Here is a 26,080-nt window from a genome sequence, read left to right as displayed (position 1 = left end):
AGGTCAAGGCATGGAATTCCTGAAACGTATTGGCGCGGTGTTGTTCTCCCGGCAGACGCTCGCTCTCATTGCCGGGCTCATGGTCGCGGCAGCCATCTGGTTTATCGGACCGCTTCTCGGTTTCAACGGCATGCATCCGCTGGCGGGCATCGGCGCGCGCGTCACGCTGATCGTGCTGCTGCTGGCGCTGACACTGTTTTGGCTGCTTGGCTGGCCGGTCTCTACCATCGGTGTGGCCGCGCTGTGCCTGCTGATCTGGCATGCCGGCCCGTTGCTGGCCATTGGCGCCACGCATCCGCTGGAGTCAGATTCGGTGCGTATTCTGCTGATCGCGGCGATCGTGTTCGTATTTGCCGCGTATCTGTTGTACCTGCTTTGGCAGCGCGCACGCACGGACAAGACCTTGGTCGAGAGCCTGCTGAACTTTGGCGGCAAGCGGCAGGAAGTCGTTGCCAGGGACGAAATCGCCAGGCTGAATGCGGCTATCCAGACTGCGCTGGGGCAGCTCAGGAGCATGCGCACCGGTAGCCGGATGGCTCGCCTGTTCGAGGGCCGCCGGTATCTCTACGAACTGCCCTGGTACATGATGGTCGGCGTGCCCGGGGCCGGCAAGACCACAGCGTTGCTGAATGCCGGTCTGCAATTCCCCATCGCGGAGCAGATGAGCCTGGCGGCCCGCGCGCGGCATGGCACCGAGCAGGCGGATTGGTGGTTCACCAATGAGGCGGTGCTGATTGACACGGCGGGCCGCTACACGGCGCAGGAAGCGGGTTCGATGATTGACCCGGCAGAATGGAAGGGATTCCTCGGCCTGCTGCGCAAGTATCGCGCCCGCGCCCCGATCAACGGCGCGCTGGTGACGATCAGCGTAGGGGACTTGCTGCGGCATACCAAAGAGGCGCGGGTGGCCGAAGCGGCCAGGATCCGGGCACGCCTGGCCGAACTGCGCGAGGAATTGGGTATCCAGTTTCCCATCTACGTGCTGGTGACCAAGCTCGACCAGCTCGCCGGCTTTGCCGACTACTTCCAGTACCTGACCAGCGAGGGGCGGGCCCAGCCCTGGGGTTTCACCTTGCCCGTCGTGGCGAAGCGGCGGGGACAGCCCGCTGTGGATGTTTCCGCATTGTGCCGGGAGGAGATGCGGTCTCTGGTGGCGCGGTTGGAGACGGGGCTGGACGGGCGGCTGTATGAGGAATTTGACCTGAGCCGGCGCAAGGCGCTGTACGGCCTGAGCGATGAGCTTGCAAGCGTGACAGAACCGCTTGTGGCGATGCTGGAGCAGATATTCTTGGACTCGCGGTACGACGATACCGAGCGGAACGCAATGCTGCGCGGCGTGTACTTCACCAGCGCCGCGCAAACCGGAGAGGCGGTCGTCGCGGATGCAGGCACTGTCATCAGGCAGGTGTGCGGCGCGGCGCAGTCCGGTAGCCAGGCCGTCGGCGCCGCCACGGATCAGGCCGCCGGCAACCGCAGCTACTTCCTGCAGGATGTCTTCAAGCGCATCATCGTGCCGGAAGCCCACCTGGTGAAGCCAAACCTGCGCTGGGAATTCCGCTTCCGCGTGCTGCGCCTCGCAGGGCACGCGCTGGCGTTGGTGATCTTCCTGTGGCTGGTCGGCGCGTTGTATGCCAGTTTTGGCCATAACCGCAGCTACCTTGACGTGGTGCAGGAGAAAGCCAGGGCACTGGCAGCGACGGTAACGGCGTTCTACAAGAAGCCGGCGCCGGATGCGATGCCCGAAGTGCTGGCGGCCGCCCGCGACCTGCCTGCATACGCCGGCCTGAACCTGGCCGATCCGTCTGTCGACTGGCGTTATGGCCTATACAGCGTAGCGCCGGTGCTGGGCGCCGCGACCTTGACCCATACCAGGCTGCAGGACAACCTGCTGGTACCGTACCTGGTGCGCCGGGTCGAAGCGGTGCTGTCGACGGCGGTCAGCCAGCGCGACGCCAAGCAGGCCTACGACACCCTGCGGGTCTACCTGATGCTGCATGACAAGGACAAGTTCAACGCATCTGACGTGCGTGGCTGGGTGCGCAGCGACTGGGCGACGAGCAACGGGGCGGATGCCTTTGGTGGCCGCGTGGCCGTGCTGGAGCATCTGGACAGCCTGCTGGATAGCAGCCGGCCTGTCTTGTCGCCCTATGCAAAGAACGAGGCACTGATCCGTTCCGCGCGCGATTTGCTGGACAGCGATACCTCGGTCGAACGCCTGTATGACCGCGCCAAGGCGGCCATGATGGAAGAGGCACCGCAGGACTTCACGCTGGTGCGCGCGGTCGGTCCTCAGGCAGGAACGGTTTTTACCCGGGCCAGCGGCGAGCCGCTGGAGCGCGGTATTCCGGGGCTTTTCACCTATGCCGGCTACCACGACCTGTTCAATGTCCGGCTGCCGGAGTTTGTCGCCAGGGCGCAGGCGGTCGACATGTGGGTGATGGGGCGTGGAACAGGGCCCGGCGCTCAAAAAAAAACGGCTGACAATGCCGTCGGCCGGCTCACCGGCAATGATCCGCTCACGCGCGAGATCCGGCGCCTTTACCTGAGCGAATATGCCCGGAACTGGGAGAAGTTTCTGGGTGACATCCGGACCGTGACGGGAAGCAATCTGGTCTTTGACCTGGAGATTCTGCGCAACTTCGCCGCGCCCGATTCACCGCTTGCCCGGCTGGGCCGGGCAGCAGTGCAAGAGACGACGCTCAGCCGCCCGCTCGAGCCCGAGGAAAAGTCTCTTGCGGAGAAGGCGTTGTCAGCGCTGGACAAGAAGGCCGCAACAGGCAGTGCCCTGAGCGTGCGTCCCGAGGCCCGTCAGGAACGTGAACTGGTCGATAACCGCTTCGCCGCGCTGCGCGAAGTGGTTACCGGTCAGGCCGACCTGGCGGCGCCAGGTGCGCGGGAAACCGCTGGCAAGCCGCAACTGGATGCGATTGCCGGCCTCGTCAACGCTTACTACACCAGTCTGGTAGTGGCCAATAACGCGCTGAGTACCCGGAACCTGCCGCCGCCCGCGGATGCAGGCGAGCAGTTGCGCATGGAGGCGGCGAAGCTGCCGGCGCCCTTCAAGGCGGTGCTGGCCGATCTGGTGGTGCAGGGCGCCAGGGACGTCAACAAGGGTGTGGGCGATATCCTGATCGCGCAGATGGACGCCGTCATCGGCGAGAGCTGCCGCAGCGCCATCGACGGCAAGTATCCGTTCGCGCCGACGTCGATGCAGGACGTGGACCCGGAAGACTTTGCACGCGTCTTCGCCGCGGGCGGAGTGTTGGACGACTTTTTCCAGAAGGTGTTGGCGCCGCACGTGGATACCACCATCTCGCCTTGGCGCTACAAGCTGACCGCTCCCGACGTGCCGCCCGTGGCTGGCCCGAGTCTGGTGCCGTTCCAGCGCGCCAGGGAGATCCGGGAAGTGTTCTTCCGGGATCCGGGAGCGAAGAAGATGGCCTGGAAGGTCGACCTGAAGGTGGCGGAACTCGATCCCGAAATCGTCGAGCTGAACATGGACTTCGACGGACAGAGCCAGCGTTACGTGCACGGGCCGGTCATCCCGCTCAAGGTGACCTGGCCGGGGCCGCGGGGCGGGCAAGGGGCTGAGATCACTGCCAGCCCCCGGATTCGTCCGGATACCTCGACGCTGGCCGCCAACGGCCCGTGGGCCCTGATGCGGGTGATCGCCAAGGGCAGGCTCGCCGGATCTGCAAGCGCCAGCCACTTCATGGCCGAATATGACTTCGACGGCCGCAAGGCGAAGCTCGATATCAATACCGGCAGCGTCGCCAACCCCTGGACCACCGGGCTGCTGCAGGGCTTCCAGTGTCCCGGGAGGTCCGGGTGATCACGGCGCCGTCGATTTTCGGCAAGCTGCCAGCGCTGGGAGACTTTGTTCGCCACAATGCGCCGCTGGACCAGGTGCAGGCGTGGCGGAGCTGGTTCGATCATCGGGACGACGAACTCCCGGCGAGGGCGGCGTCGCATTCCGCGGGCGGCAGAGTCCGGCATTGGCTGCACCTGACCCCGCCCGCTCTCTCGGCTCAGTCCCGCTTGCGCCCGTCTGAACCATGCCTCTTCATCCTGCGGCCGCGCGGCCTGCAGTTCCCCAGCCAGAGCAGCTACCTGCTCGGTGTCCTCGCTGCATCGCATGACCGGGTCGGGCGCCGCTATCCGCTGGTGGTCTGGCAGGCCGCTAGCGCCCAATGGGCCGGCCATATCCTTGCCGCGCCCGCGCAGTGGCTTACCGACCTGGTGCAAATCGTTCACCGCCACACGCACATGGCGGACCGCACCTGTCTGGCCGCGGCGGTTGATGCCCTCTGGGCCCATCATCGGCCAGGCTGGCGTGATCGTCTCCAGCTTTCGCTCAGGCGGCTGGCCGATGCATCCCGGCCTGGCTCGTCAGGCGACGGCGTTATCGGGCCAAGGTCAATGCGAGACGACTGGCCCCCGGGCCTGTTGCGCGATGGCAGCCTTGGCAGCGTTTGGCAGTCCGCTGCCGAATGCGTTATCGAGATTGACGGCGTTCCGTCGATTCGCCGAATCGTGGCCGGGCTCTGATCCTGCCCCCGGGACGGGATATTTTCCGCCAGCGCCAGCACCCACGCTTACCTCAACCTCAACGGCTCCAGCAACGCCACGTCATATTCCCCTCGCGAGATCCGCCCAAGCTCCAGCATCCTCTGCAGGATATAAATCTGCCGCTGCCGCGCCCGCCTGGGGTTGACCACCGGGTTGTTCGCCGAGGGCGCCTTCGGCAAGCCCGCCAGCATCGCGCATTCGGCCAGCGTCAGCTGGTCGAGCCGCTTGCCGAAGTAGGTCCGCGCGGCATCGGCAAAGCCATAGGCGCCCTGTCCCAGGTAGATCTTGTTCAGGTACAGCTCGAGGATCTCGTCCTTGCTGAGGGCCTTTTCGATCCGGTAGGACAGCAGCACCTCGTACAGCTTGCGCGTATAGGTCTTCTCCCGCGACAGGTAGAAATTGCGGGCGACCTGCATGGTGATGGTCGAGGCGCCCTGCGACAGCTCGTCCGACAGGTTGGCGACGCCGGCGCGGATGACGCCGACATAGTCGATGCCGTCATGCAGGTAGAACCGCTCATCCTCGATCGCCACCACGGCTTCGGTCAGCGCGCGCGGCATCTTGCCAATGGGCACGTAGTCCGGCGTATCGCGGAAGGCGGTGAGCGCGTCGAGCGACGGCAGTTGCCGGTTGGCGGCGAGGATGGCGATGGCGGCCAGCAGCGCGCCGCCGATCGCGGCGAGCAGCAGCAGCTTGAGCAGGGCGGAGCAGAGGCGTTTCATGGCGCGTATTGTGCCAGCCGCCGCGCCGCCCGCGCGAGTCTGGCTACACCCAGCCCAGCCAGCGCCAGTAGGTCGCGGCGAACAGCAGCATCATGGCGTAGCCGATGAGCGTGACCGGGATGCCGATGCGCGCGAACTGCCGTCCGTTGAAGGTCTCGGTGCCCAGGCACACCATGTTCTGCGGCGCGTTGATCGGCAGGATAAAGCCGAAGCTGACGGTAAAGCCCAGCAGCATGGTGATGCCGACGCGGTGGATGTCGCCGGGCAGGGTCTGCAGCACCGAGATCAGGATCGGCAACAGCGCCGCGGTCAGCGCGGTGGCGCTGGCGAAGCCCAGGTGGATCAGGATCAGGAAGGCCGACAGGATCGCGAAGACCAGCAGCGCGCCATGCGCCGCCAGGCCCGAACGCGTGACCACGAACTGGCCCAGCCACTGGCCCGCCTGGGTCGACAGCAGCGCCGTGCCCAGGCTGATGCCGACCCCGAACACGATCAGCGTGCCCCACGGCGTGCGCTGCTGCATGGTCTTCCAGTCCATCACGCCCAGGCGCGGCAGCATCAGGATCACCAGCCCGACAAAGGTCACGGTGGCGGTGTCGAAGCTGTGCAGCTTGCCCTCGGTGGCCCAGCACAGCAGCAGGCCGAGCGACACCGCGGCCAGCCGCTTCTGCGGCGGGCTCATCGGGCCGAGCGCCGCCAGCTCGCGCTGCACCGCCTCCTTGCCGCCGGGAATGGCTTCGGTCTCGGCCGGCAGCAGCCAGCGCACCAGCACATAGAGCACCACCGACATCGCGAGCGCCCACGGCGCGCCGGCGATCAGCCATTGCAGCCAGGTGATGCGCTCGCCCAGCAGCTTGTCCATGAAGCCCACCGTCAGCAGGTTCTGCGCGGCCGCGGTCTGGATGCCGACGTTCCAGATGCTGGTGGCCTGCGCCACCGTGATCATGATGCCGGCCGCGATATTGGACTTCTTGTCGACCCCGAAGGCGGCGATCACGCCCATCATGATCGGCACCACGCAGGCGCTGCGCGCGGTGGCGCTGGGCACCACCAGGCTCAGCACGATGGTGACCGCGATGGTGCCGACCAGGATGCGGCGCGTGCTGGTGCCGATTGCCGCCAGCGTCACCAGCGCGATGCGCCGGTCGAGCCCGGTCACCGTCATCGCCGCGGAAATGAACAGCGCCGCGGCGACCAGCGCCAGTGCGGTATTGGAGAATCCGGCCAGCGCCATGCCCAGCGCCTTGGAGGTGCCGTATTGGACCGAGGGGTCGTTCACGGTCGGCGCAAAGCCGATCAGCCCGGCCATCAGCGAGGTGATCATGATGGCGCTGGTCTCGTACGACACCGCCTCGGTGATCCACACCACGATGGCGAACGCCAGGATCGCCAGCATGCGCTGGCCGGCGATGGTGAGGCCGTCGGGCTGCGGGATCGCCAGCACCGCGAGCAGCGCGGCGGCGGCGGCGAACAGGCCCCAGTGCAGGGTCAGCTTGGGTGTGGCTGCGGGTGCCGGCGTGGCCGCGGCCGGAGCGGCAGGGGCAGGCGGCTGGGAGGCGGGAAGTTCTGGCATTGCCGACATTCCTTGTAGTTCGACCTGTCTGAAATTTTCCGGCGCGCGGCGGGCGATGTCGAGGACCGGGGCGGAATAGTTACGCCCGTGATGCGCAAGATCAAGACGATGGCAGATCGCCGGATTCTCCGGCCGCCGCACGCGTCATACCAGTAACAGGCTCGCCATACAAGGCCTGCGCGGCAGTCCGCATGATCCGGCACCGGCGCCGCGCCGGGGTGCGTGAGGCACGAGCCGGAGTGATCTGAAATAATTGGAGCCGACCATGAAGGTTTTAGTACGCGGCCTCAAGCCCGGGCTGGAACCGGCGGCGCTGCGCAACGCGCTGGCACGGTATGCGAAGATCCGTTCGGTGGAACTGGTCGAGGAAGGCGACCCCAGGCATCCCTGGGCGTGGGTCGATATCGACGCCAGCCCGCTGGCGGTATGGAACCTGGTGGCGCGGCTGGACCGGCGCTATATCGCCGGCTGCCACCTGCACTGGCATGTGCCGGCGTACCGCGCGCGCTGAAGCGCACGCAGCGGTGCCAGCACACGCCGCAACGATAATCGGAACGAACAATGCTCAAGTGGCTTCAACCCGCGGCCTGGCCGCATGCCCTCGCGGCCATGCCGCCGGCACCGGCGGCGACCGGCGCCGCGCAAGACGTGCAAGACGTGCAAGACGTGCAAGGCCTGGTGTTCGAGCGCATCAGCAATGCGCGCGACCTGGGCGGGCTGGTGGGCGCGGAAGGACGCCGCGTGCGCCATGGCCGGCTCTACCGCAGCGGCAACCCGGCGCTGGCGAGCGCTGCCGACCTGGAGCGGCTGCAGGCGCTCGGGCTCGACAGGGTGGTGGATTTCCGCTCGCCCGGCGAGAAGTCGCCCGGGGAAGCGGCCTTCGGCCAGCGCTTCCGCTGGCAGGCGGTGCCGGTGCTGGAAGGCAGCATGGCAATGGATGTGCTGATGCCGCGCCTGCGCGCGAGCACGCCGGCGCAGATGGATGCCTTCATGCTCGAGGTGTACCGCGATTTCCCGGTGCGCTACCGCGCCGCCTTCGGCGGTTTCATGCGCACCTTGCAGGACGGACAGACGCTGCTGTTCCACTGCACCGCGGGCAAGGACCGCACCGGCTTTGCCGCGCTGCTGTTGCTGGCCGCGCTGGGTGTCGGCCAGGACGAGATCCTGGCCAACTACCTGGAATCGAACCAGCGCAACGCGCAGTTCAACGCCGCCGCGCTGGCGCAGATGGGCGGGCTCGGCATCGATGCCGCGGTGATGATGCCGCTGCTGGAAGTCCGCGCCAGCTATCTCGACGCGTCGATGCAGGCCATCGACGCGGGCTGGGGCAGCGTCGGCAACTACCTGCGCGACGCGCTGCAGGTCGACGTCGCGCAACTGCGCGCGCACTACCTGGCCGATTGAGTCATAGCCTGCCGCTGTCGCGCAGGATGCGCGCGGTGCTGAGCGCGATCATCCCTTCTTCGTCGGTCGGCAGCACCAGCACCGGCACGCGGCTGTCGTCGCGGCTGATGCGCTGGCTGTTGTTGCCGTTGGCGCCGGCATCGAGCGTGATGCCGAACAGCCCGGCCAGGTGTTCGCAGATGCGCGCGCGCACCGGCGGCGAGTTGGCGCCGATGCCCGCGGTAAACACCAGCGCGTCGAGGCCGCCCAGCGTGGTGGCGAGCTTGCCGATCTCCTGCGCGGCGCGGTAGGCGTAGAAGTCCACCGCCAGCCGCGCCCGCGGCGCCTCGCTGGCCAGCAGCGCGCGCATGTCGCTGCTGACGCCGGACAGTCCCTTCAGGCCGGATTCCTGGTACAGCATCGCCTGGATCTCGGCGGCGCTCATGCCTTGCTGCGCCAGCCACAGCAGCGCGCCCGGATCGAGCGCGCCGCAGCGCGTGCCCATCGGCAGGCCGTCGAGCGCGGTCAGGCCCATGGTGCTGTCGACGCTGCGGCCGTCGCGCAGCGCGCACAGGCTGGCGCCGTTGCCCAGGTGCGCCACCACCACGCGGCCTTCGGCCAGGTCGGGCGCGACCTGGCGCAGCCGGCGCGCGATGTACTCGTACGACAGGCCGTGGAAGCCATAGCGCCGGATGCCGCGCTCGAAATACGCATAGGGCAGCGCCATCAGCTGCGCCAGCACGTCGTGGCCGGCGTGGAAGGCGGTGTCGAAGCAAGCCACCTGCAGCAGCTCCGGCATGGCCTGGCGCACCGCGCGGATCGCGGTGAGGTTCTGCGGCTGGTGCAGCGGCGCCAGCGGCACCAGCGCTTCCAGGTGCTCGAGCACGGCGTCGTCGATGCAGACCGCCTGCGCGTAGCTGGCCCCGCCATGCACCACGCGATGGCCGATCGCCACCGGCGGGTGGTCGCGCAGGCCCACGCTCAGCACCAGGCGCACCAGGCGGAAGGCGGCGTCGTGGTCGGCCACCTGCGCCTGCGGAAAGCTCTCGTCGGCGACCACGCGGCCATCGGCCATGCTGGCGCGCAGCCGCGGCGCAACGCCGATGCCTTCGATCTGGCCGTGCGCGCTCAGCATCGGGTTGATGTCGGCATTGCCGTGCGCGGCCTCGGGCACGGCATAGACCGAGACCTTGACGCTGGACGAGCCCGCGTTGACGACGAGGATGACGGCGGGCGCGGCGGTGTGGAGGGTGGTCACGCTGGAAAGCTCCGTTGTCAGGGCACGGGTGGCGGCCCGCTCAGACCTGCGCCGCGGCTTCGGCGCCGCGGCGCGCGTGGGCCAGCAGTACCGCGATGGCGCAGCTGCCGATGCGCGCGCGCACGCTGTCGGCCCGGCTGGTCAGGATCACGGGCACGCGCGCGCCCAGCACGATGCCGGCGGCTTCGGCCCCGGCCAGGAAGGTGAGCTGCTTGGCCAGCATGTTGCCGGCTTCCAAGTCCGGCACCAGCAGGATGTCGGGATCGCCGGCGACGTCGGAATCGATGCCCTTGGTGATCGCGGCCTCGCGGCTGATGGCGTTGTCGAAGGCGAGCGGGCCGTCGAGCACGCCGCCGGTGATCTGCCCGCGCCGCGCCATGGTGCACAGCGCGGCGGCGTCGATGGTCGAAGGGATCTTGTCGGTGACGGTCTCGACCGCGGACAGGATCGCCACCTTGGGCCGCTCGATGCCCAGCGTGCGCAGCAGGTCGATGGCGTTGCGGCAGATATCGGCCTTCTCGTTCAGCGTGGGGAAGATGTTGACCGCGGCGTCGGTGATGAACAGCGGCTTGTGGTAGCGCGGCACGTCCATAGCGAACACGTGCGACAGGCGCCGCCCGGTGCGCAGCCCGCTGGCCGAGGCGGTGACCTCGTGCAGCAGTTCGTCGGTATGCAGGCTGCCTTTCATCAGTAGCTCGGCCTCGCCGGCGCGCACCGCCGCGACCGCGCGCGCCGCCGACGCGTGGCTGTGCGGGGTGTCGATGATGACGGTGTCGCCCAGCGCCATGCCGTGCTCCGCCGCCACTTGCCGGATGCGCGCCGCCGGCCCGACCAGGATCGGCACGATCAGGCCAAGCTGCGCGGCCTGCAGCGCGCCGCCCAGCGAGGCGGCATCGCACGGATGCGCCACCGCGGTCGGGATGGGCGGCAGCCCGGCGCAGCGCGCCAGCAGCGTGGCGTATTTGTCCGGCGCCGGCGCGGAGTGTGCGGCAAGTGCGGACATGGCGGACGTGGCAGACGAGGCAGCAGTCATGACGATGTTCCGTGGACAACGCACCGTTCAGGGTACCGGGCTTGGGTCATGGCGTCCAGCGTGGCTCAGGGCCGCGGGACGGATCGCCAAACGGGATGGCCGGGATTACCATAAGCGCGTTTCCGACTTCATTGCGGTGCCGGCCAGCGGCGCCCGACCCCCATGCTTGAACTCCAGGGAGCCATCTGGTTCCGCTCCGGCTCGCAAGACTGGGGCGGCAAGGACCGCATCGCGCTGCTTGCCGCCATCGGCGCGCACGGCTCGATCACGGCCGCCGCGCGTGCCGTCGGCATCAGCTACAAGGCGGCGTGGGACGCCATCGACGCGATGAACAACAGCGCCGGCGAGCCGCTGGTGGTGCGCGCCGCGGGCGGCAAGGGCGGCGGCGGCACGCGCCTGACCACGCGCGGCGAACAGCTGATCCGCACCTATCGCGCGCTCGAGGACGAGCACCGGCGCTTTGTCGCGCAGCTGTCGCGGCTGGGCGAGGGCGTGGCCGACGATATCCACCTGATGAGGCGAATGATGATCAAGACCAGTGCGCGCAACAAGCTGTTCGGGCGCGTCGCCAGCGTGCGCGGCGGCGCGGTCAATGACGAGGTGGTGCTGGAACTGGCCGGCGGCCAGCGCATCGTCGCCACCATCACGCACGAGAGTGTCGAGACGCTGGAGCTGGCCGAGGGCGTCGAGGCCTTTGCGTTGATCAAGGCGTCGTCGGTGCTGGTGGGGCTGCCCGAGCCGGGCATGCGGCTGTCGGCGCGCAACCAGTTGGCGGGCGTGGTGACGCGCGTGATGCCGGGCGCGGTGAATGCCGAGGTGGTGATCGAACTCGACGGCGGCGGCACGGTGGCGGCCGTCGTCACCAACGGCAGCGTCGAGGCGCTGGGGCTGCAGGCCGGCGTGGCCGCGGTGGCGATATTCAAGGCCTCGAGCGTGATCCTCGGCGTGGTCGGGTAGCGGCTGCGGCGTGCAATAATAGCCGCCCCAAAGCATGTCGTTTTCCCCGCAATGCACGCCGCGCTGGCTGGCTTTTCCCTCGGTCTTTCCCTGATTCTTGCGATTGGTTCCCAGAATGCGTTCGTGCTGCGGCAAGGCCTGCGGCGCGAGCATGTGTTCTGGGTCTGCCTGGTATGCGCGCTGTCGGATGCGCTGCTGATCCTGCTTGGCGTGTCCGGCTTTGCCGTGATGATCCGCACGCTGCCGTGGCTGGCGAGGCGATGCGCTATGGCGGCGCCGCTTTCCTGGTCTGGTATGGCGCGCGCAGCTTCGTCGCGGCGTGGCGCTCGAACGCGGTGCTGGACCCCAGCGATGTCGCGTCGCGGCCGCTGGCGGCGACGCTTGCGGTGTGCCTGGCCTTTACCTGGCTGAATCCGCATGTGTACCTCGACACGGTGATGCTGATCGGTTCGGTATCGACCCAGTTCGCGGGCAGCACGCGTGAATTCGCCGCGGGTGCCATGAGCGCGTCGTTTCTGTTCTTTTTTGCGCTGGGCTACGGCGCGGCGCTGCTGCGGCCCGTGTTCGCGCGGCCGCGGGCGTGGCAGGTGCTGGAAGTGGTGATCGGCATCACCATGTGGGTGATTGCCGCGCGTTTGCTGATCGCTTGAACCGCAGGAGCAAGGATGCCGAGAAACGTCGAGATCAAGGCCCGCATCGACAGCGTCGAGGCGCTGTTGCCGCGCGCCGCCGCGCTGGCCGACCACGGGCCCGAACATATCCGCCAGGACGATACCTTCTTCCGCTGCGCCAACGGCCGCCTCAAGCTGCGCGAGTTCGCGCCGGACCGCGGCGAACTGATCTTCTATGCGCGCGCCGACGAGGCCGGCCCGAAAGAGAGCTTCTACATCCTGTCGCCGACGCCATCGCCGGGCACGCTGCGCGCCGCGCTGGCCGCCGCGCACGGCGAGGGCGGGCGGGTGCGCAAGCTGCGCACGCTGTACCTGGCGGGACGCACGCGCGTGCACCTGGACCGGGTCGAGGCGCTAGGCGATTTCCTGGAACTGGAAGTGGTGCTGGCCGATGCGGAAAGCGCGGCGGACGGTGTGGCCGAAGCCCATGCGCTGCTGGCGCGGCTGGGCATCCCTGCGTCGGCGCTGGTGGAAGGCGCGTACGTCGACCTGCTGCGCGCGGCTCAGGCCACGCGCGCCGACACCGGCGCGTAGACCGGCGCATGGTGGCGGCTGGTGCCGCTGCCGAAGATGCGGCCTTCGCGGATCTCCAGCACGTGGTCGCCCAGCGCCTCGACGTCGGCGGGGTCGTGCGAGATCACCAGCATCGGCACGTCCAGGCTGGCCTGCAGCGTGCGCAGCTCCGCGCGCATGCGCGCGCGCAGCGCGGGGTCCAGCGCCGAGAACGGCTCGTCCAGCAAGACGATGTCGGGCTGTGCCACCAGCGCGCGCGCCAGCGCCACGCGCTGCTTCTGGCCGCCGGAGATCTCCGCGGGGTAGTTGCCGGTGATGTCGGCCAGGCCGAAGGCATCGATCCAGCGCTGGGCCTGCGGATGCATGGCGCCGCGGCGCGGATTGCGCCAGCCGCGCGCCAGCCCGAAGCCGATGTTCTGGCCCACGGTCAGGTGCGGGAACAGCGCATACTCCTGGAACAGATAAGCCACGCGGCGCTGCTGCGGGCGCACGTCGATGCCGGCGTCGGCGTCGAACAGGGTGCGGCCGTTCAGCACGATGCGGCCGCTGTCCGGCGCCAGCAGGCCGGCGATGGCGCGCAGCGTCAGGCTCTTGCCGGCGCCCGAGGGGCCGAACAGGGCAATGCGCCGGCTGGCCGAATCGAAGTCGATATCCAGCGCAAAGTGGCGGTCGGCCGAGACCATCTGCTTGCGGATGCTGACGTGCATGCTCATGGCGATATGCGTGGCCCTGGCGTTAGCGGACGCGCGGGCGCAAGCGCCTGCGTTCGTAGAGTTCAGCGGGATGGCGCGCGGCCGCCGGCACCAGGCGTCCGGCAACCACCAGCAGCAGCACGCAGGTGACCGAAGTCACCAGCACCAGCAGGTTGGCGGTATTGTCGTCGCCGGCCTGGACCGCCTCATAGATGGCCACCGACAGCGTCTGCGTGCGCCCGGGCAGGTTGCCGGCGATCATCAGCGTGGCGCCGAACTCGCCCAGCGCGCGGGCAAAGGCCAGCAGCACGCCGGCGATGATGCCGCGCGCCGCCAGCGGCAGCGTGACGCGGAAGAAGATGCCGGCTTCGGGCACGCCCAGCACGCGCGCGGCGTTTTCCAGCTGGTGGTCCACGCCTTCGAAGGCGGCGCGCGCGGACTTCAGCACCAGCGGGAAGGCAACGATGGTCGAAGCCAGCACCGCGCCCTGCCAGGTAAAGACCAGTTCGATGCCGAGGCGCGCCAGCCACTCGCCGAACACGCCACGGCGCCCCACCAGCACCAGCAGGTAATAGCCCAGCACCGTCGGCGGCAGCACCAGCGGCAGCGTCAGCACCGCATCGACCACGTCGCGCAGCGGCGAGCGCCAGCGCGCCAGCGCCCAGGCCGCCCCCACGCCGAGCACGGCGTTCAGCGCCGTGGCCCAGCCGGCCACCTTCAGCGACAGCAGCAGCGGTACCCAGACAGCATCCATGGCGTGCGCCGGCGCGGCCTCAGGGCTTGTGGAAGCCGAAGCGCGACAAGATCGCCTGGCCTTGCGGCGAGGCGACATAGTCGACGAACTGCGCCGCCGCCTGCGGCTGGCGCGCCTGGCTGGTGACGGCGATGGGGTAGGTCACCGGCGTACGGCTGGGCACGCGCACCGCGACCCTGACCTTGTCGGGCATCACGGTGGCGTCGGTGGCGAAGACGAAGCCGGCCTCGACCTCGCCGCGCGCCACGTAGTCCAGGCTCTGGCGCACGTTCTGCGCCGGCACGCCCTTGGCCGCGACCGCGTCCCACAGCCCGGCCGCTGCCAGCGCGCCGCGGGTGTAGCGGCCCACCGGCACCGAGGCCGGGTTGCCGTAGGCGATGCGCCGGACCTCCGGGCGCGTCAGGTCCTGCAGCGAGGCGATCGGCAGCTTGCTGTCGGCCGGCACGATCAGCACCACCTGGTTGGCGGCGAAGTTGCGGCGCGAGGCCGGCGCGATCACCTTTTCGGCCTCGGCCTTGTTCATCGCTTCCTGGTCGGCCGAGGCGAACACATCGGCCGGCGCGCCCTTGACGATCTGCTGCATCAGCACGTCGGAGGCGCCGAAGTTCAGCACCACGTGGGTGCCGGGGTGGGCGCGCTCGTAGGACTCGGCCAGCGACTTGAAGGCGTTGGTCAGGCTGGCGGCGGCGGATACCACCAGGTCGGCGGCAAAGGCGGGCGGGGCAGCCAGCGCCAGCGCCGCGGCGGCGGCCAGCAGCAGCCCGCGGCGGCGGGAACGGAAGGCAGGCATCGGAATCCTCGGGAAGCGGCCACCGGCCCGCATGGCAGGCGCGGCCAGGCCGGAGGGGGTGGACGGTCAGGCGCAATATACGTCTGTATATAGCGCGGCGTCAATGATGCGCCATGGCGGGCGCCATGGGTATTCCAGCCGACATAAGTGGTGTATCAGGGACAGCGAATGTGCCCCGCGCGAAGCGGCTGGCGCGGCCTGGCGCCAGCCGGCCCCCGGCTTCAGGCCGGCGGCGTGCCTTCCTTGAACATCGATTTCAACTGGCTGCGCAGCTCAGGCGTGTCCTGATGCTGATGCACTGCCACGGCGTGCTGGACCGCGGCCTCGAGCAGTTCGTCTTCGCTGTCGGCGCTCAATGCGACCGTGCAGTGGGTGTCGCTCGGGACTTCGCGGCAATCGATAAACTTGCGTGCCATGATGCCTCCTGACGCCGGCCCACGGCATTGGCCGGGGCCGGTGCATCCAGTATAGGCAGCCGGCCGGCCGCTACAGCACCGGCGTCAGCACCTTGCCGCCGGCGAGGAAGGCATCCAGGTTCTGCAGCGTGAGCGCGGTCATGGCGGCGCGCGTTTCATGCGTGCCGCTGGCCACGTGCGGCGCCAGCACGACATGGTCCATCGCCAGCAGCGCCGACGGTACGTTGGGCTCGTGCTGGAACACATCGAGCCCCGCGCCGCCAAGGCGGCCTTCGGCCAGCGCCGCGACCAGCGCGGCCTCGTCGACCACGCTGCCGCGCGACACGTTGACCAGGATGCCGCGCGGGCCGAGCGCATCGAGGATCTCGCGCGAGACCAGCCCCGCGGTCGACGGCCCGCCGACGGTGGCCACCACCAGGAAATCCGCCCACGTTGCCAGCGCCTTCAGGTCCGCTTCGAAGCGCCACGGCGCGCCCGCGCGCGGGCGGCGGTTGTGGTAGGCGATCTCCATGTCGAAGCCTTGCGCGCGGCGCGCGACGATCTCGCCGATGCGGCCCAGGCCGACGATGCCCAGCTTCTTGCCGGAGACGCGCGTGGTCAGCGGGAAGCCGCCCTGCGGCCAGCGCCCGGCGCGCACGAAGCGGTCGCCATGGGCGATGCCGCGCGCCGCATCCAGCAGCAGCCCGAAGGCGAGGTCGGCGACGCAGTCGTTGAGCACGTCGGGGGTGTTGCTGACCTGGATGCCGCGCGCGCGGGCGGCGTCGAGCGCGATCGCGTCATAGCCGACGCCGAAGCTGACGATGGCTTCCAGGCGCGGCAGCGCATCGATCAGCGCGGCACTGCAGCCGTGGCGCGCCGAGGTCACCACCACGCGCACCTGCTGCCCTTCGCTGCGCGCCCAGGCCAGTGGGTCGGCGTGCTGCCACAGCGCGGCGGCGCCGTACTGTTGTTGCAGGGTGGCATTGGTCTGCGGCGCGAGCGGGCCGACCTGGAGGATCTGGGGAGCGGGCATCGGGGGAACGGGAAGGTCGAGGCGTGACGGGCAATGGTAGCGCAAGGGCGCGGCCCGCGCCGGCGCGCGGCCGGGCGAGGGCGCGCAAGCTGTGCGATGTTCGGGCGCTCTGTTTGGGCGCTGTTTGGGCGATGGCCGGGTGCCACGTGCGCGGCCCCGGGTTATGCTGCGATTCTCGCGGCTTGCCGCCGCGCCCCGTTGCTTCGACGTGCCATGACCACCATCTACCTCGCCGGCTTTGACGTGTTCCGCAAGGATGCGCGCGCCTGGGGCGAGCACCTCAAGGCGCTGTGCGCGGCGCATGGTTTCACCGGCCTGTATCCGCTCGACCAGTCCGCGCCCGCAGGCCTGTCCGGCCCCGACACCGCACGCTGGATCTATGACGCCAACATCGCGCTGCTGCGGCGCGCCGACCTGGTGATGGCCAACCTGGACGATTTCCGCGGTCCTGGCGAGCCGGACTCCGGCACGGCCTTCGAGGTCGGCTTTGCCGTGGCGCTGCAGAAGCCCGTATGGGGCTACAGCGCCGATGCCGGCACGCTGCGCGAGCGCGTCACGGTGGCCACCGATGCCGACGGCACGCCGCTGGATGCGCGCGGCTTCACCGTCGAGGATTTCGGGCTGGGCAAGAACCTGATGCTGGCGTGTTCGGTGCGGCTGGTGCAGGGCGGCGCGGCCGAATGCCTGGCGGCAATGGCCGCCGCCCGCCAGCAACGCGACGCGGCTGCCGGCGGCGGCTAGCGCCGCAGCGCCTGCACGCCGGCCGCGATGTCGTTGGCGGTACTCGCGACGATCTCGCGATACGCCGCCACCACGCCGTCGACCGCGCCCGGCGCCGGCAGCTCGGCCTGGGTCCTGCCGCTGACCACCTTGCCGTCGGGCAGCCGGCGCACGGTCCAGTTGATGGTGGCGCCGGCACGCTGGCCCAGGTCGGCATCCAGGCGCAGCACTTCGGTGGTGATGCGGTACAGCGGCTGCACGTCGGACAGGCCCTGCTGGTAGGTGTCGACCGCGCCCAGCGTGGCCTGCAGGCGCTGCGACAGCGCATCGCGCAGCTCGTCCGGCAGCGGCGCGGACCAGCGCGACAGGTCCAGCAGGCGCACGCCGGCATCGCTGCCATTGCCGTTGCCGCTGTCGCGCACTACCAGCTGCGGCCGGTTGAGGCGCTCCGGCACGCGCACCGGCGCGACTTCGAGCCATAGCGTGTCGGTCGACGGGGCCGCGGCCGGAACCGGCGCCGCCACCGCGACGGGCCCCTGCGCCAGCGTGTAGTAGCGCGGCTCGGGCGAGGCGCAGCCGGCCAGTACCGCCGCGGCGGCGCTGGCGCAGGCCAGGGTGAGCGAAAGGCGCTTCATCATTCTTTCTCCGGCTTGCCGCGCAGCAGCGCTTCAGGGTGGCGTTCCAGGTAATCGGTCAGCGCGCGCAGCGACGTGGCGGTGCGCGTCAGTTCCTGCAGCATGCGGCGCGTGTCCTGCTGCAGCGGCGCGTCCGACGCCAGCGTGCCGTTGGCCGCGGTCAGGGTCTTGCGCGCGTCCTGCAGCGCGGCCAGCACCTGCGGCGCGACATCGCCGTTGAGCTGCTGCACCAGCTGGTCGGCGGTGGCCAGGGTCTTGTTCAGGCTGGCCACGGTGGTGCGCAGGTCCTGGCCGATCTGGTCGAACGGCACCTTGTCGATGCGGTTGACGATGTCGCCCACCTGCGCCTGCAGCTGGTCGAAGGTGCCCGGCGTGGTGGCGAACTCCGGAATCGGCGCGTCCAGGTCGACCTTGGCCGGCGCCGCCTTGGGGAAGAAATCGAGCGCCACGTACAGTTGCCCGGTGAGCAGGTTGCCGGTGCGCAACTGTGCGCGCATGCCCCGTTGCAGCAGGCCCTGGATGATCTTGCGCGCGCGTTCGCGGTCTTCGACGTCGCGTTCGCGGAAGCCCATCCGCGACGGGTACAGCTCGACCACCACCGGCATGCGGAAGGCGCGCTTTTCGCGCTGGAACTCGATGCCGATCGAACGCACCTGCCCCACCACCACGCCGCGGAAGTCCACCGGCGCGCCCGGCGACAGGCCGCGCACGGACTGGTCGAAATTCAGCACCGCCAGCGTCGGCGCCAGTTCTTCCGGCTCCTTCATCGCCTCGGCCTGGTCGCCGGCCAGCAGGAACTGGGTGTTCTCGGCGGCAGCGTCGGTGGCGGTGGTATGGTCCGGCGCCTGGAACGCGACGCCGCCCAGCAGCACCGTCACCAGCGATTGCGTCGACAGCTTGAGGCCGCCGGCATCGAGCTTCAGGTCGACCCCGCTGGCATGCCAGAAGCGCGTGTCGGCGGTGACCAGCTTGTCATAGGGCTTGTTGACGAACACCCGCAGCGTGATGTCGCGCCCGTTGGGGTCGAGCTGGTAGGCCACCACCTGGCCGACCAGCACGCGCCGGTAGTAGACCGGCGAGCCGATATCGAGCGAGCCCAGCTCGGCCGCGCGCAGCACGAACTGCTTGCCGGACGCGTCGGTGGTCACCACCGGCGGCACTTCCAGGCCCTTGAAGTCGCGCGCGGATTCCTTCGACTTGCCCGCGTCGACGCCGATATAGGCGCCGGACAGCAGCGTCTCCAGCCCCGACACGCCGCTGGCGGCGAAGCGCGGGCGCACCACCCAGAAGCGGGTGTCGGCGACGGCGAAGTTCTCGGCGTCCTTGGTCAGGTCGATCGTCGCCACCACGTGCGAGCGGTCGCGCGCCAGCCGCACCGACTTGACCAGGCCGATGTCGACGTCCTTGTAGCGCACGGCGGTCTTGCCCGGGATGAGGCCTTCGGCGGTGCGGAAGCTGACGGTGATCTCGGGCCCGCGCGAGGCCAGCGTGTGCACCAGCAGCGAGATCCCGACCACCGCGGCGACGATCGGGATCAGCCAAACCAGCGAGGGCAGCCAGCGCGCGCGGCGGCGGCGTTCGGGCCGCGGCAGGCCGGATGGCGGGGATGGGGGCGATGGGGGCGGCGTGGCACCCGCCGCGGCTTGGTTGTCAGTGTCGGGCATTGTCAGGTTCCAGCGAATCCCACAGCAGGCGCGGATCGAAGCTGAGCGAGGCCAGCATGGTCAGCACCACGACCGCGCCGAAGGCGAGCGCGCCGCCGCCGGGGATGATGGTGGCCAGCGCCCCGGCCCGCACCAGCGAGGCCAGCAGCGCCACCACGAAAATATCGAGCATCGACCAGCGGCCGATCACTTCCACCAGGCCGTACAGCCGGGTCTGCTGCCGGATCCGCCAGCTCGAGCGGAAATGCACCGACAGCAGCAGGAAGGTCAGGATCACCATTTTCAGCAGCGGCACCACGATGCTGGCGACCAGCACCAGCACGGCCAGCATGTGCGAGCCGGACAGCCACAGGTAGATCACGCCCGACAGGATGGTGTCCTGCTGCGTGCCGAGGATGGACTGCGTCACCATCACCGGCAGCATGTTGGCAGGAATATAGAGGATGTACGCGGCCAGCAGAAAGGCCCAGGTGCGCGCCAGGCTGTCGGGTTTGCGATGGTGCAGGGTCGCGCCGCAGCGCGGGCAGGGCGCGCCTTCGAGCGTGCGCGGGCTGACCAGGTCGCAGGCGTGGCACGACACCAGGCCCAGGCTGGTCGCGGTGGGCACCTGCGGCAGCGGAGTGGTCTCGTCGTCGTCGGTCAGTTCCGCCACCACCTCGCGCGCGAGCTGGCGCGGGCGGGCCAGGCGGCCGGCGGGCGATGGCGGTCGCTGCGGTTGCGTCATCAGCGCTCCCCGTCCGCCGCCGTGGCCTTGTCGTCGGGCGTTTCCAAGTGGCGCCACAGGTCGCGCGGATCGAACGACAGCATCGCCGCCAGCACGATCACCAGCGCCGCGAACGACCACAGCGCCACCCCCGGCAGCACGCGCGCCATGGTCGAGAGCTTCACCAGCGTCACCAGCACGCCGATCATGAAGACCTCGATCATGCCCCACGGCCGGGTCTGGCGGATGCCGCGCACGATGCGGTCGAAGCCGGCCGGCATGCGGTGCTGCGCCATCGGCACCAGCAGGTAAATCATCATCAGCAGCTCGGACAGCGGGAACAGGATGGTGGTGGCGAACACCAGCGCCGCCACCAGCGCCATCTGGTCCGCATACAGCGCCTGCACCGCGCCCAGCAGCGTGGTCTGGGTGCGGACGCCTTTCAGGTCCATCTCGACGATGGGGTAGGCGTTGGAGATCAGGAACAGGATCAGCGCGGTGATCACCAGCGGCAGCAGGCGGTGGTAGTGGCGCCGGCTCTCGCGGTAGAGCTGGCCGCCGCAGCGCAGGCACAGCGCGCGCTCGCCGGGCGAGATCGGCGTGCGTTCGTAGACCGCGTCACAGTATTCGCAGGCCACCAGCCGGTGCAGCGCGGCCGGCGCGGTGTCGGACAGCAAGGGATCGGGCGGCAAGGAATCGGGCCGCGCCGTGGGTACGTCGTGTGCCGCCATCAGCCGGATCGCTTGCCGGTGGCTGCCGGCGGTACATCGGGGTTGTCGACCACGGCCGGCGCCGGCGCTGCGGCCGGCGCCGGTGCGGACGCCAGCGCTGCGCCTTGCTGCAGGTCGCGCTGCAGCTCGCCCTGCGAGCCGATGGTCCAGTCGCGCAGCAGGGCATAGGCCACCGCCAGCAGCGTCGGGCCGATGAACACGCCCAGGAAGCCGAACGCCAGCGCGCCGCCGAGCACGCCCAGCATGATCCAGATCAGCGGCATGCCGGTGCCCTTGCTGATCAGCAGCGGCTTGACGATGTTGTCAGCCATGCTGACCACGCCCACGCCCCACACCACCAGGAAGATGGCCCAGCCGGTGGCGCCGGTGTGGTACAGCCACAGCGCTGCCGGCAGCCACACCAGCGGCGGCCCTACCGGTATCACCGACAGGAAGAAGGTCACGAAGCCGAGGATGGCGGCGCCCGGCACGCCCGCGATCCACAGGCCGATGCCGGCCAGCACGGCTTGGATGAAGGCGGTGCCCAGCACGCCGTAGACCACGCCCTTGACGGTGCTGCCCGCCAGCTCCAGCAGATGGTCGGCGCGCTCGCCGGCGATGCGGCGCATGCCGGCGCGCAGCCAGGCAATGGCGAACTCGCCGCCGGTGTAGAAGAAGAACGCCAGGATGATCGACAGCGCCAGCTGCCCCAGCCCGGCCCCGATCGACAGCCCCGCGCCCAGCAGCACGTGCCCGACCGGCGCGATCAGCTTGCGCAGGTTGGCGACCATCTCGGAATCGGCATTGATCAGGCTGTCCCAGGAGCTTTGCAGGTAGCTGCCGACATAGGGCAGGCTGCTCAGCCACAGCGGCAGCTGCGGCAAGCCCTGCTCCATATAGCGGTCGACCAGCGCGGCGAGGTCGTCCAGGTGCGCGGAGAAGCTGGCGCCGGCGTAGACGAACGGACCCAGCACGATCACCGTGGCCAGCAGCACGCAAATCAACGCGGCCAGGCCGCGCCGGTTGCCGAGCCAGCGCGACAGCACGGTGTACGGGTGCCAGGAACTGAACGCCAGGATCGCGCCCCACAGCAGCGCCGTGGTGAACGGCGCCAGCACCAGCAGCGAGCCGCCGATCAGCACGATCAGCGCGAAGACGGCGGCGATTTTTTCGATTAACTGGCCGGAACTCATGGTTGGGGTTCTCCGATTGTCCTGGGTCGGGGGTGACGGGGACGGCGTAAATATAGCTTACGGGGGAGGGGGGACTGTGAAAGTCCAGGCTTGTGAGAGGCTGTCGTGTTTGGCGGGCGTGGGGGGTTCGCCGGGGTAGCTGAGGGCTTTTGTGGGGTTTGTCGCTGTTGGTGACATGCTGTCGGCTGTTGAACCGCCTGGTTCCGCCCTCCTGGGCGGGTCACTTTTTGGCCGAGCGCCAAAAAGTAACCAAAAAGCGCGTTTACTGCCCTGCGGGCGGCATGTCTTATCGTAGTGTGCCTGGGGGTTTTCGTACGGGGCTTGGCTTCCTCACATAGCTGGACTGCCTGCCGCAGGGGTGCACTACGGTGGCAGGGGCGTTGAAGTGGTGTTTGAACGAGCCCAGAGCGCGGAGTGGCAGCCTGCTGCTGGTCTTATCGTAGGAACGCCTACGGCTGCGCTGCGCGTAGGTCAGGGGCTCTGGCTCGAACCGCGTCGCTGCGCTCGCTTGGCGCGGCTGGTCGATGACCCGGCCGGCAGCCTGCTGCCGGCCCTATCGCGGGACGCCTGTGGCCGGCGCGCGGCTCAATTTTGCGGTGACGGTCATTGGCGTTTTGCGAGCAGCCGAAGGGCCGTGCGATTTCGAAAGCCCCATCCGCGCCGGGCCTGTCAGCGCCAAGCGAGCGCAGCGACGCGTACCGAGCCAGGGCCGGCGCCCCGCGATACTGACGGCGCAGCAGCCGAAGGCGTTCCTACGACAAGGCCAGCAGCAGGCTGCCACTGACCGCTCTGGGCTCGTTCAATCACCACTCCAACGCCCCTGCCACCGTAGTGCACCCCTGCGGCAGGCAGTCCAGCTATGTGAGGAAGCCAAGCCCCGTACGAAAACCCAGCGCACACTACGATAAGACATGCCGCCCGCAGGGCCGTAAACGCGCTTTTTGGTTACTTTTTGTCGCTCGGACAAAAAGTGACCCGCCCAGGAGGGCGGAACCAGGCGGTTCAAAAGCCGACAGCATGTCACCAAAAGCGACAAACCCCAAACCAGACCCAAACCCCAGCCCCTCTCAGTCCGGCACCGCCATCACCCCACTCTTCAACAGCGCCGCAACCAGATCCGATTGCGTCACCATCCCCACCACCCGCCGCTGGTCATCGATCACCGGCGCATGATGCAGCCCGCCATCGGAAAACGCCTGCGCCAGCTCGACCATCGGCTGATCGGGCCGCGCGGTGACGACGGCCCGCGTCATCAGGTTGCGCACCGTGCCGGCCAGCCGCCGCGCCCCCGTATCGCGCTGCGCGGCAAAGAAATCGCTTTGCGTAATGATCCCCACCAGCTTGCGCGTCGCGTCCACCACCGGCAGGGCCTTGATGCGATGCCGCGACAGCAGGTGTCCCGCCTCATGCGCGGGCTGGTCTGGCGTCACCGTGATCACATCGCGCGACATGATCTCTCCGCACAGCACGTTGCCGAAATGACGGCGATAGGCGCGCAGTTGCGCCGCGACCAGGATCTGCTCGAGGTCGTCTTCCTCGATATCCAGGAATTCGCCGCGCACCTTCAGCGCGGCATCCAGGTCCGCGCGGGTCACGCCGACGCGCTGGGAAGGCGGCACGTCCCTGGTGCCATGCTGCACCGCGGGTTCGGGCGGACGATGCGGGTAGCGCCGGCGCGACAGGTTGTTGAAGGCCAGCGCCATCATCAGCAGCAGCATCGAATTGAACAGCACCGGCACCGCCACGAAGCCGAAGCCCAGCGCACTGACGGCGGGCCCGCCGAAGACCGCGGTGATGGCCACCGCGCCGCTGGGCGGGTGCACGCAATGGAACTGGAACATCAGGGCGATGGCGACGGCTACCGCGACGGCGGCGGCGAGGCCGGGGTCGGGGATCCAGCGCGCGCAGGCTACCCCGACCACCCCTGCGATCAGGTTGCCGCCGATGATTGACCAAGGCTGCGCCAGTGGCGAGGACGGCACTGCGAACAGCAGCACCGCCGAGGCGCCCATTGGCGCGACGAACCAGGGATTGAAGCCGCCCAGCGTTTGGTGGCTGATCCATTCGGTGCAAAGCAGCCCCAGCAGGGCGCCGAAGCAGCTCTTGAGGCGCTCCTTGCGGCTGGCGGCGACGGGTAACGGAACAAATGTGCGCAGCCAGGCACGGGCGTTATGCGCCAGGGCGGAGACGGGGGCGGTTGGCATTCTCGGGACGGGGGGCGCTTTGGAATGGTGCGCGTAATATATCACGGGGTGATATATTTGGCCGCCTTTGGTGCAGCGCATCCCGCTTCTGGGGCATGCCGCACCGCACAAGAGCGTGCCAGCACGCCCACCAGCCAGGAGTCCTCACCAATGTCGTCTGTCATGCCGGTCGAAAAACGCGACTATGCCGTCAACCGCCGCCTGCTGCTGCTATCGGTCATCGCGCTGGGCATCGGCGCGCTCAGCACGGTGGCTGCGGACGTGCTGGTGAACCTGATCCGCTTTTTCACCAACCTGTTTTTCTACCAGACGCTGTCGCTGGCGGAGCGCTCGCCGGCGGGCCATGCGCTGGGTGCGTGGGTGATCGCGGTGCCGGTGGTGGGCGGACTGATCGTCGGCCTGATGGCCCGCTATGGCAGCGACAAGATCCGCGGCCACGGCATTCCCGAGGCGATCGAGGCGGTGCTGTTCGGCAAGAGCAAGATGTCGCCGCGGGTGGCGGTGCTCAAGCCGCTGTCGTCGGGGATCGTGATCGGCAGCGGCGGGCCGTTCGGCGCCGAAGGGCCGATCATCATGACCGGGGGCTCGCTGGCGTCGCTGCTGGCGCAGTACCTGCACCTGACCGCGGGCGAGCGCAAGGCGCTGCTGGTCGCGGGCGCGTGCGCCGGCATGACTGCGATCTTCGGCACCCCGGTGGCGGCGGTGCTGCTGGCGGTGGAACTGCTGCTGTTCGAACTGCGCCCGCGTAGCTTGCTGCCGGTGGCGCTGGCGTGCGCGGTGGCCGGGTTCCTGCGCCCGCTGCTGTTCGAGGCCGGTCCGCTGTTTCCGCTGCAGACCGCGGCGGCGGGCACGCCGGCGCTGCTGTCGTGCGTGCTGGCCGGCCTGCTGTGCGGCGTGCTGGGCGCCGGGCTGACGCTGGCGCTGTACCGCACCGAAGACGCGTTCGCGCGCCTGCCGCTGCACTGGATGTGGTGGCCGGCGCTGGGCGGGCTGGTGGTCGGCATCGGCGGGTATTTCGAGCCGCGCGCGCTGGGCGTGGGCTATGACGTGATCGGCGACCTGCTGAACAACCGCATCGCCATCGAGATCGCGCTGGCGCTGCTGGCGGTCAAGGCCGTGATCTGGATCGCCGCGCTGGGTTCGGGCACTTCCGGCGGCGTGCTGGCGCCGCTGCTGATGCTGGGCGCGGGGCTGGGCGTGGTGCTGGCGCCGTGGCTGCCGGGTGGTTCGCCGCAGCTGTGGGCGCTGGTGTGCATGGCCGGGGTGCTGGGCAGCGTGCTGGGCGCGCCGTTGACCGCCATCGTCTTCGCCTTCGGGCTTACCCACGACACGCAGGCGCTGCTGCCGCTGTTGCTGACCACCGCGGTGGCGTACGGTTTCTCGGTGCTGGCGATGAAGCGCTCGATCATGACCGAGAAAATCGCCCGGCGCGGCCTGCATATCTACCGCGAATACAGTGTCGATCCGCTCGAGCGCGCCCATGTGGACGAACTGATGACGCGCGAGGTGGTGGCGATCGACGCTGACCTGCCGGTCGCGGACGCGATGGTGCGCTATTTCGGCGAACACGCAGCGCATCGCGCCTACCCGGTGGTGTCCGATGGCCGCGTGCTCGGCATGCTGGAACGCACGGCGATCCGTGCCCTGGCCGCGGGCGAGGTGCCGCCCGGCATGCGTTGCCGCGACCTGCTGAGCGCGCCCGCGCACGTACTGCTGCCGGGCCAGACCGCGCGCGCCGCCGCCGGCAGCATGGCGGCGCTGAGCGTGGCGCGCCTGCCGGTGGTGGAAAGCGTGGAAACCATGCGCCTGGCCGGCATCGTGTCGCTGCGCGACCTGCTGCGTCCCAGCGGCAGCGTGTTCCACGAAGAGTCGCGGCGCGAGCGCCTGCGCGGCCGCGCCGCGGCCTGA

23 protein-coding genes and 1 pseudogene are annotated in these 26,080 nt (G+C 69.2%); 9 read left to right on the top strand and 15 right to left on the bottom strand.

What is annotated here, in order from left to right; translation table 11 throughout:
- Positions 1-10: 10 nt before the first annotated feature.
- Both tssM and LIN44_RS14490 read left to right on the top strand, forming a co-directional pair.
- Complete coding sequence (gene tssM / locus LIN44_RS14495; RefSeq protein WP_227312666.1) at positions 11-3,832, top strand: type VI secretion system membrane subunit TssM; 3,822 nt, start codon at positions 11-13, stop codon at positions 3,830-3,832.
- Positions 3,829-4,548 (top strand): TagF domain-containing protein, encoded by a 720-nt coding sequence (locus tag LIN44_RS14490; protein WP_227312665.1) that lies wholly within the window; start codon positions 3,829-3,831, stop codon positions 4,546-4,548. The genes tssM and LIN44_RS14490 overlap by 4 nt, the downstream gene beginning before the upstream one ends.
- 47 nt (positions 4,549-4,595) lie before the next feature.
- Here the strand turns inward: LIN44_RS14490 and LIN44_RS14485 are convergent, their stop codons facing one another.
- Together LIN44_RS14485 and LIN44_RS14480 are read right to left on the bottom strand one after the other, a co-directional pair.
- Complete coding sequence (locus tag LIN44_RS14485; protein WP_227312664.1) at positions 4,596-5,291, bottom strand: transglycosylase domain-containing protein; 696 nt, start codon at positions 5,289-5,291, stop codon at positions 4,596-4,598.
- A 43-nt stretch (positions 5,292-5,334) separates the two neighbouring features.
- The gene (locus LIN44_RS14480) at positions 5,335-6,864 is read right to left on the bottom strand and encodes a DASS family sodium-coupled anion symporter (RefSeq protein WP_227312663.1); all 1,530 of its coding nucleotides are present in this window, start codon (positions 6,862-6,864) and stop codon (positions 5,335-5,337) included.
- A gap of 265 nt (positions 6,865-7,129) precedes the next feature.
- On the opposite strand from LIN44_RS14480, the gene LIN44_RS14475 reads away from it, so the two are divergent.
- Positions 7,130-7,375, top strand: coding sequence for an RNA-binding protein (locus tag LIN44_RS14475; RefSeq protein ID WP_227312662.1), 246 nt, complete (start codon positions 7,130-7,132; stop codon positions 7,373-7,375).
- A 50-nt stretch (positions 7,376-7,425) separates the two neighbouring features.
- A complete protein-coding gene (locus tag LIN44_RS14470) occupies positions 7,426-8,268 on the top strand; it encodes a tyrosine-protein phosphatase (protein ID WP_227312661.1) in 843 nt (280 codons plus the stop codon).
- A 1-nt stretch (position 8,269) separates the two neighbouring features.
- Here LIN44_RS14470 and LIN44_RS14465 read toward each other — a convergent pair whose 3' ends face one another.
- Both LIN44_RS14465 and LIN44_RS14460 read right to left on the bottom strand, forming a co-directional pair.
- Entirely contained in the window at positions 8,270-9,505 is a 1,236-nt protein-coding gene (locus LIN44_RS14465; protein WP_227312660.1) for an acetate/propionate family kinase, read from the bottom strand.
- 40 nt (positions 9,506-9,545) lie between these two features.
- Positions 9,546-10,538, bottom strand: coding sequence for a phosphate acetyltransferase (locus tag LIN44_RS14460; RefSeq protein ID WP_227312659.1), 993 nt, complete (start codon positions 10,536-10,538; stop codon positions 9,546-9,548).
- A gap of 162 nt (positions 10,539-10,700) precedes the next feature.
- Between LIN44_RS14460 and LIN44_RS14455 the strand changes: the two genes are divergently transcribed.
- The 3 genes and pseudogenes from LIN44_RS14455 (at position 10,701) to LIN44_RS14445 (ending at position 12,700) form a co-directional block, all read left to right on the top strand.
- The gene (locus tag LIN44_RS14455) at positions 10,701-11,495 is read left to right on the top strand and encodes a TOBE domain-containing protein (RefSeq protein ID WP_227312658.1); all 795 of its coding nucleotides are present in this window, start codon (positions 10,701-10,703) and stop codon (positions 11,493-11,495) included.
- Between the two features lie 51 nt (positions 11,496-11,546).
- Positions 11,547-12,145 (top strand): annotated as a pseudogene (locus LIN44_RS14450) (LysE/ArgO family amino acid transporter).
- Positions 12,146-12,160: 15 nt separating this feature from the next.
- A complete protein-coding gene (locus tag LIN44_RS14445) occupies positions 12,161-12,700 on the top strand; it encodes a class IV adenylate cyclase (protein WP_227312657.1) in 540 nt (179 codons plus the stop codon).
- Here LIN44_RS14445 and LIN44_RS14440 read toward each other — a convergent pair.
- From LIN44_RS14440 to LIN44_RS14420, 5 genes are all read right to left on the bottom strand, one after another.
- A complete protein-coding gene (locus tag LIN44_RS14440) occupies positions 12,670-13,392 on the bottom strand; it encodes an ATP-binding cassette domain-containing protein (protein WP_227312656.1) in 723 nt (240 codons plus the stop codon). The genes LIN44_RS14445 and LIN44_RS14440 overlap by 31 nt on opposite strands.
- Positions 13,393-13,414: 22 nt before the next feature.
- Positions 13,415-14,125 carry a molybdate ABC transporter permease subunit gene (gene modB / locus LIN44_RS14435; protein ID WP_227312655.1) on the bottom strand — a complete coding sequence of 237 codons (711 nt, stop codon included), beginning with the start codon at positions 14,123-14,125 and terminating at the stop codon, positions 13,415-13,417.
- A 19-nt stretch (positions 14,126-14,144) separates the two neighbouring features.
- Positions 14,145-14,915: a molybdate ABC transporter substrate-binding protein gene (gene modA / locus LIN44_RS14430; RefSeq protein WP_227312654.1), complete on the bottom strand. Its 771-nt coding sequence runs from the start codon at positions 14,913-14,915 to the stop codon at positions 14,145-14,147.
- A 221-nt stretch (positions 14,916-15,136) separates the two neighbouring features.
- Entirely contained in the window at positions 15,137-15,331 is a 195-nt protein-coding gene (locus tag LIN44_RS14425; RefSeq protein WP_018008955.1) for a DUF1059 domain-containing protein, read from the bottom strand.
- Between the two features lie 70 nt (positions 15,332-15,401).
- Positions 15,402-16,343, bottom strand: coding sequence for a 2-hydroxyacid dehydrogenase (locus LIN44_RS14420; RefSeq protein ID WP_227312653.1), 942 nt, complete (start codon positions 16,341-16,343; stop codon positions 15,402-15,404).
- Between the two features lie 213 nt (positions 16,344-16,556).
- Here LIN44_RS14420 and LIN44_RS14415 point away from each other — a divergent pair, with 213 nt between their 5' ends.
- Positions 16,557-17,084: a nucleoside 2-deoxyribosyltransferase gene (locus tag LIN44_RS14415; RefSeq protein WP_227312652.1), complete on the top strand. Its 528-nt coding sequence runs from the start codon at positions 16,557-16,559 to the stop codon at positions 17,082-17,084.
- Here LIN44_RS14415 and LIN44_RS14410 read toward each other — a convergent pair.
- From LIN44_RS14410 to LIN44_RS14385, 6 genes are all read right to left on the bottom strand, one after another.
- The gene (locus LIN44_RS14410; protein WP_227312651.1) at positions 17,081-17,701 is read right to left on the bottom strand and encodes a membrane integrity-associated transporter subunit PqiC; all 621 of its coding nucleotides are present in this window, start codon (positions 17,699-17,701) and stop codon (positions 17,081-17,083) included. The genes LIN44_RS14415 and LIN44_RS14410 overlap by 4 nt on opposite strands.
- A complete protein-coding gene (locus LIN44_RS14405; protein WP_227312650.1) occupies positions 17,698-19,362 on the bottom strand; it encodes an intermembrane transport protein PqiB in 1,665 nt (554 codons plus the stop codon). Before LIN44_RS14405 ends, LIN44_RS14410 begins: the two co-directional genes overlap by 4 nt.
- Positions 19,349-20,086, bottom strand: a complete 738-nt coding sequence (locus LIN44_RS14400) for a paraquat-inducible protein A (protein WP_227312649.1) — start codon at positions 20,084-20,086, stop codon at positions 19,349-19,351. The genes LIN44_RS14405 and LIN44_RS14400 overlap by 14 nt, the downstream gene beginning before the upstream one ends.
- Positions 20,086-20,796, bottom strand: coding sequence for a paraquat-inducible protein A (locus LIN44_RS14395; RefSeq protein WP_227312648.1), 711 nt, complete (start codon positions 20,794-20,796; stop codon positions 20,086-20,088). The genes LIN44_RS14400 and LIN44_RS14395 overlap by 1 nt, the downstream gene beginning before the upstream one ends.
- The gene (locus LIN44_RS14390; RefSeq protein WP_227312647.1) at positions 20,796-21,968 is read right to left on the bottom strand and encodes an AI-2E family transporter; all 1,173 of its coding nucleotides are present in this window, start codon (positions 21,966-21,968) and stop codon (positions 20,796-20,798) included. Before LIN44_RS14390 ends, LIN44_RS14395 begins: the two co-directional genes overlap by 1 nt.
- A 1,067-nt stretch (positions 21,969-23,035) precedes the next feature.
- Entirely contained in the window at positions 23,036-24,172 is a 1,137-nt protein-coding gene (locus tag LIN44_RS14385) for an HPP family protein (RefSeq protein WP_227314404.1), read from the bottom strand.
- A gap of 150 nt (positions 24,173-24,322) precedes the next feature.
- Here LIN44_RS14385 and LIN44_RS14380 point away from each other — a divergent pair, with 150 nt between their 5' ends.
- Positions 24,323-26,080 (top strand): chloride channel protein, encoded by a 1,758-nt coding sequence (locus LIN44_RS14380; RefSeq protein ID WP_227312646.1) that lies wholly within the window; start codon positions 24,323-24,325, stop codon positions 26,078-26,080.

Source organism: Cupriavidus sp. MP-37 (assembly GCF_020618415.1).
GTDB lineage: Bacteria > Pseudomonadota > Gammaproteobacteria > Burkholderiales > Burkholderiaceae > Cupriavidus.
The sequence above is the reverse complement of the archived record's forward strand: the minus strand, read 5'-3'. Positions and strand labels throughout refer to the sequence as shown.

Excerpts from the sequence above, each read along its gene's own strand:
- LIN44_RS14480 (WP_227312663.1), bottom strand. The coding sequence starts at position 6,864 with ATGCCAGAACTTCCCGCCTCCCAGCCGCCTGCCCCTGCCGCTCCGGCC.
- LIN44_RS14475 (WP_227312662.1), top strand. The coding sequence starts at position 7,130 with ATGAAGGTTTTAGTACGCGGCCTCAAGCCCGGGCTGGAACCGGCGGCG.
- LIN44_RS14420 (WP_227312653.1), bottom strand. The coding sequence starts at position 16,343 with ATGCCCGCTCCCCAGATCCTCCAGGTCGGCCCGCTCGCGCCGCAGACC.
- LIN44_RS14395 (WP_227312648.1), bottom strand. The coding sequence starts at position 20,796 with ATGGCGGCACACGACGTACCCACGGCGCGGCCCGATTCCTTGCCGCCC.
- LIN44_RS14455 (WP_227312658.1), top strand. The coding sequence starts at position 10,701 with ATGCTTGAACTCCAGGGAGCCATCTGGTTCCGCTCCGGCTCGCAAGAC.
- LIN44_RS14460 (WP_227312659.1), bottom strand. The coding sequence starts at position 10,538 with ATGACTGCTGCCTCGTCTGCCACGTCCGCCATGTCCGCACTTGCCGCA.
- LIN44_RS14485 (WP_227312664.1), bottom strand. The coding sequence starts at position 5,291 with ATGAAACGCCTCTGCTCCGCCCTGCTCAAGCTGCTGCTGCTCGCCGCG.
- tssM (WP_227312666.1), top strand. The coding sequence starts at position 11 with ATGGAATTCCTGAAACGTATTGGCGCGGTGTTGTTCTCCCGGCAGACG.
- LIN44_RS14425 (WP_018008955.1), bottom strand. The coding sequence starts at position 15,331 with ATGGCACGCAAGTTTATCGATTGCCGCGAAGTCCCGAGCGACACCCAC.
- LIN44_RS14400 (WP_227312649.1), bottom strand. The coding sequence starts at position 20,086 with ATGACGCAACCGCAGCGACCGCCATCGCCCGCCGGCCGCCTGGCCCGC.
- LIN44_RS14385 (WP_227314404.1), bottom strand. The coding sequence starts at position 24,172 with ATGCCAACCGCCCCCGTCTCCGCCCTGGCGCATAACGCCCGTGCCTGG.
- LIN44_RS14470 (WP_227312661.1), top strand. The coding sequence starts at position 7,426 with ATGCTCAAGTGGCTTCAACCCGCGGCCTGGCCGCATGCCCTCGCGGCC.
- LIN44_RS14380 (WP_227312646.1), top strand. The coding sequence starts at position 24,323 with ATGTCGTCTGTCATGCCGGTCGAAAAACGCGACTATGCCGTCAACCGC.
- LIN44_RS14440 (WP_227312656.1), bottom strand. The coding sequence starts at position 13,392 with ATGAGCATGCACGTCAGCATCCGCAAGCAGATGGTCTCGGCCGACCGC.
- LIN44_RS14445 (WP_227312657.1), top strand. The coding sequence starts at position 12,161 with ATGCCGAGAAACGTCGAGATCAAGGCCCGCATCGACAGCGTCGAGGCG.
- LIN44_RS14410 (WP_227312651.1), bottom strand. The coding sequence starts at position 17,701 with ATGATGAAGCGCCTTTCGCTCACCCTGGCCTGCGCCAGCGCCGCCGCG.
- LIN44_RS14390 (WP_227312647.1), bottom strand. The coding sequence starts at position 21,968 with ATGAGTTCCGGCCAGTTAATCGAAAAAATCGCCGCCGTCTTCGCGCTG.
- LIN44_RS14415 (WP_227312652.1), top strand. The coding sequence starts at position 16,557 with ATGACCACCATCTACCTCGCCGGCTTTGACGTGTTCCGCAAGGATGCG.
- modA (WP_227312654.1), bottom strand. The coding sequence starts at position 14,915 with ATGCCTGCCTTCCGTTCCCGCCGCCGCGGGCTGCTGCTGGCCGCCGCC.
- modB (WP_227312655.1), bottom strand. The coding sequence starts at position 14,125 with ATGGATGCTGTCTGGGTACCGCTGCTGCTGTCGCTGAAGGTGGCCGGC.
- LIN44_RS14405 (WP_227312650.1), bottom strand. The coding sequence starts at position 19,362 with ATGCCCGACACTGACAACCAAGCCGCGGCGGGTGCCACGCCGCCCCCA.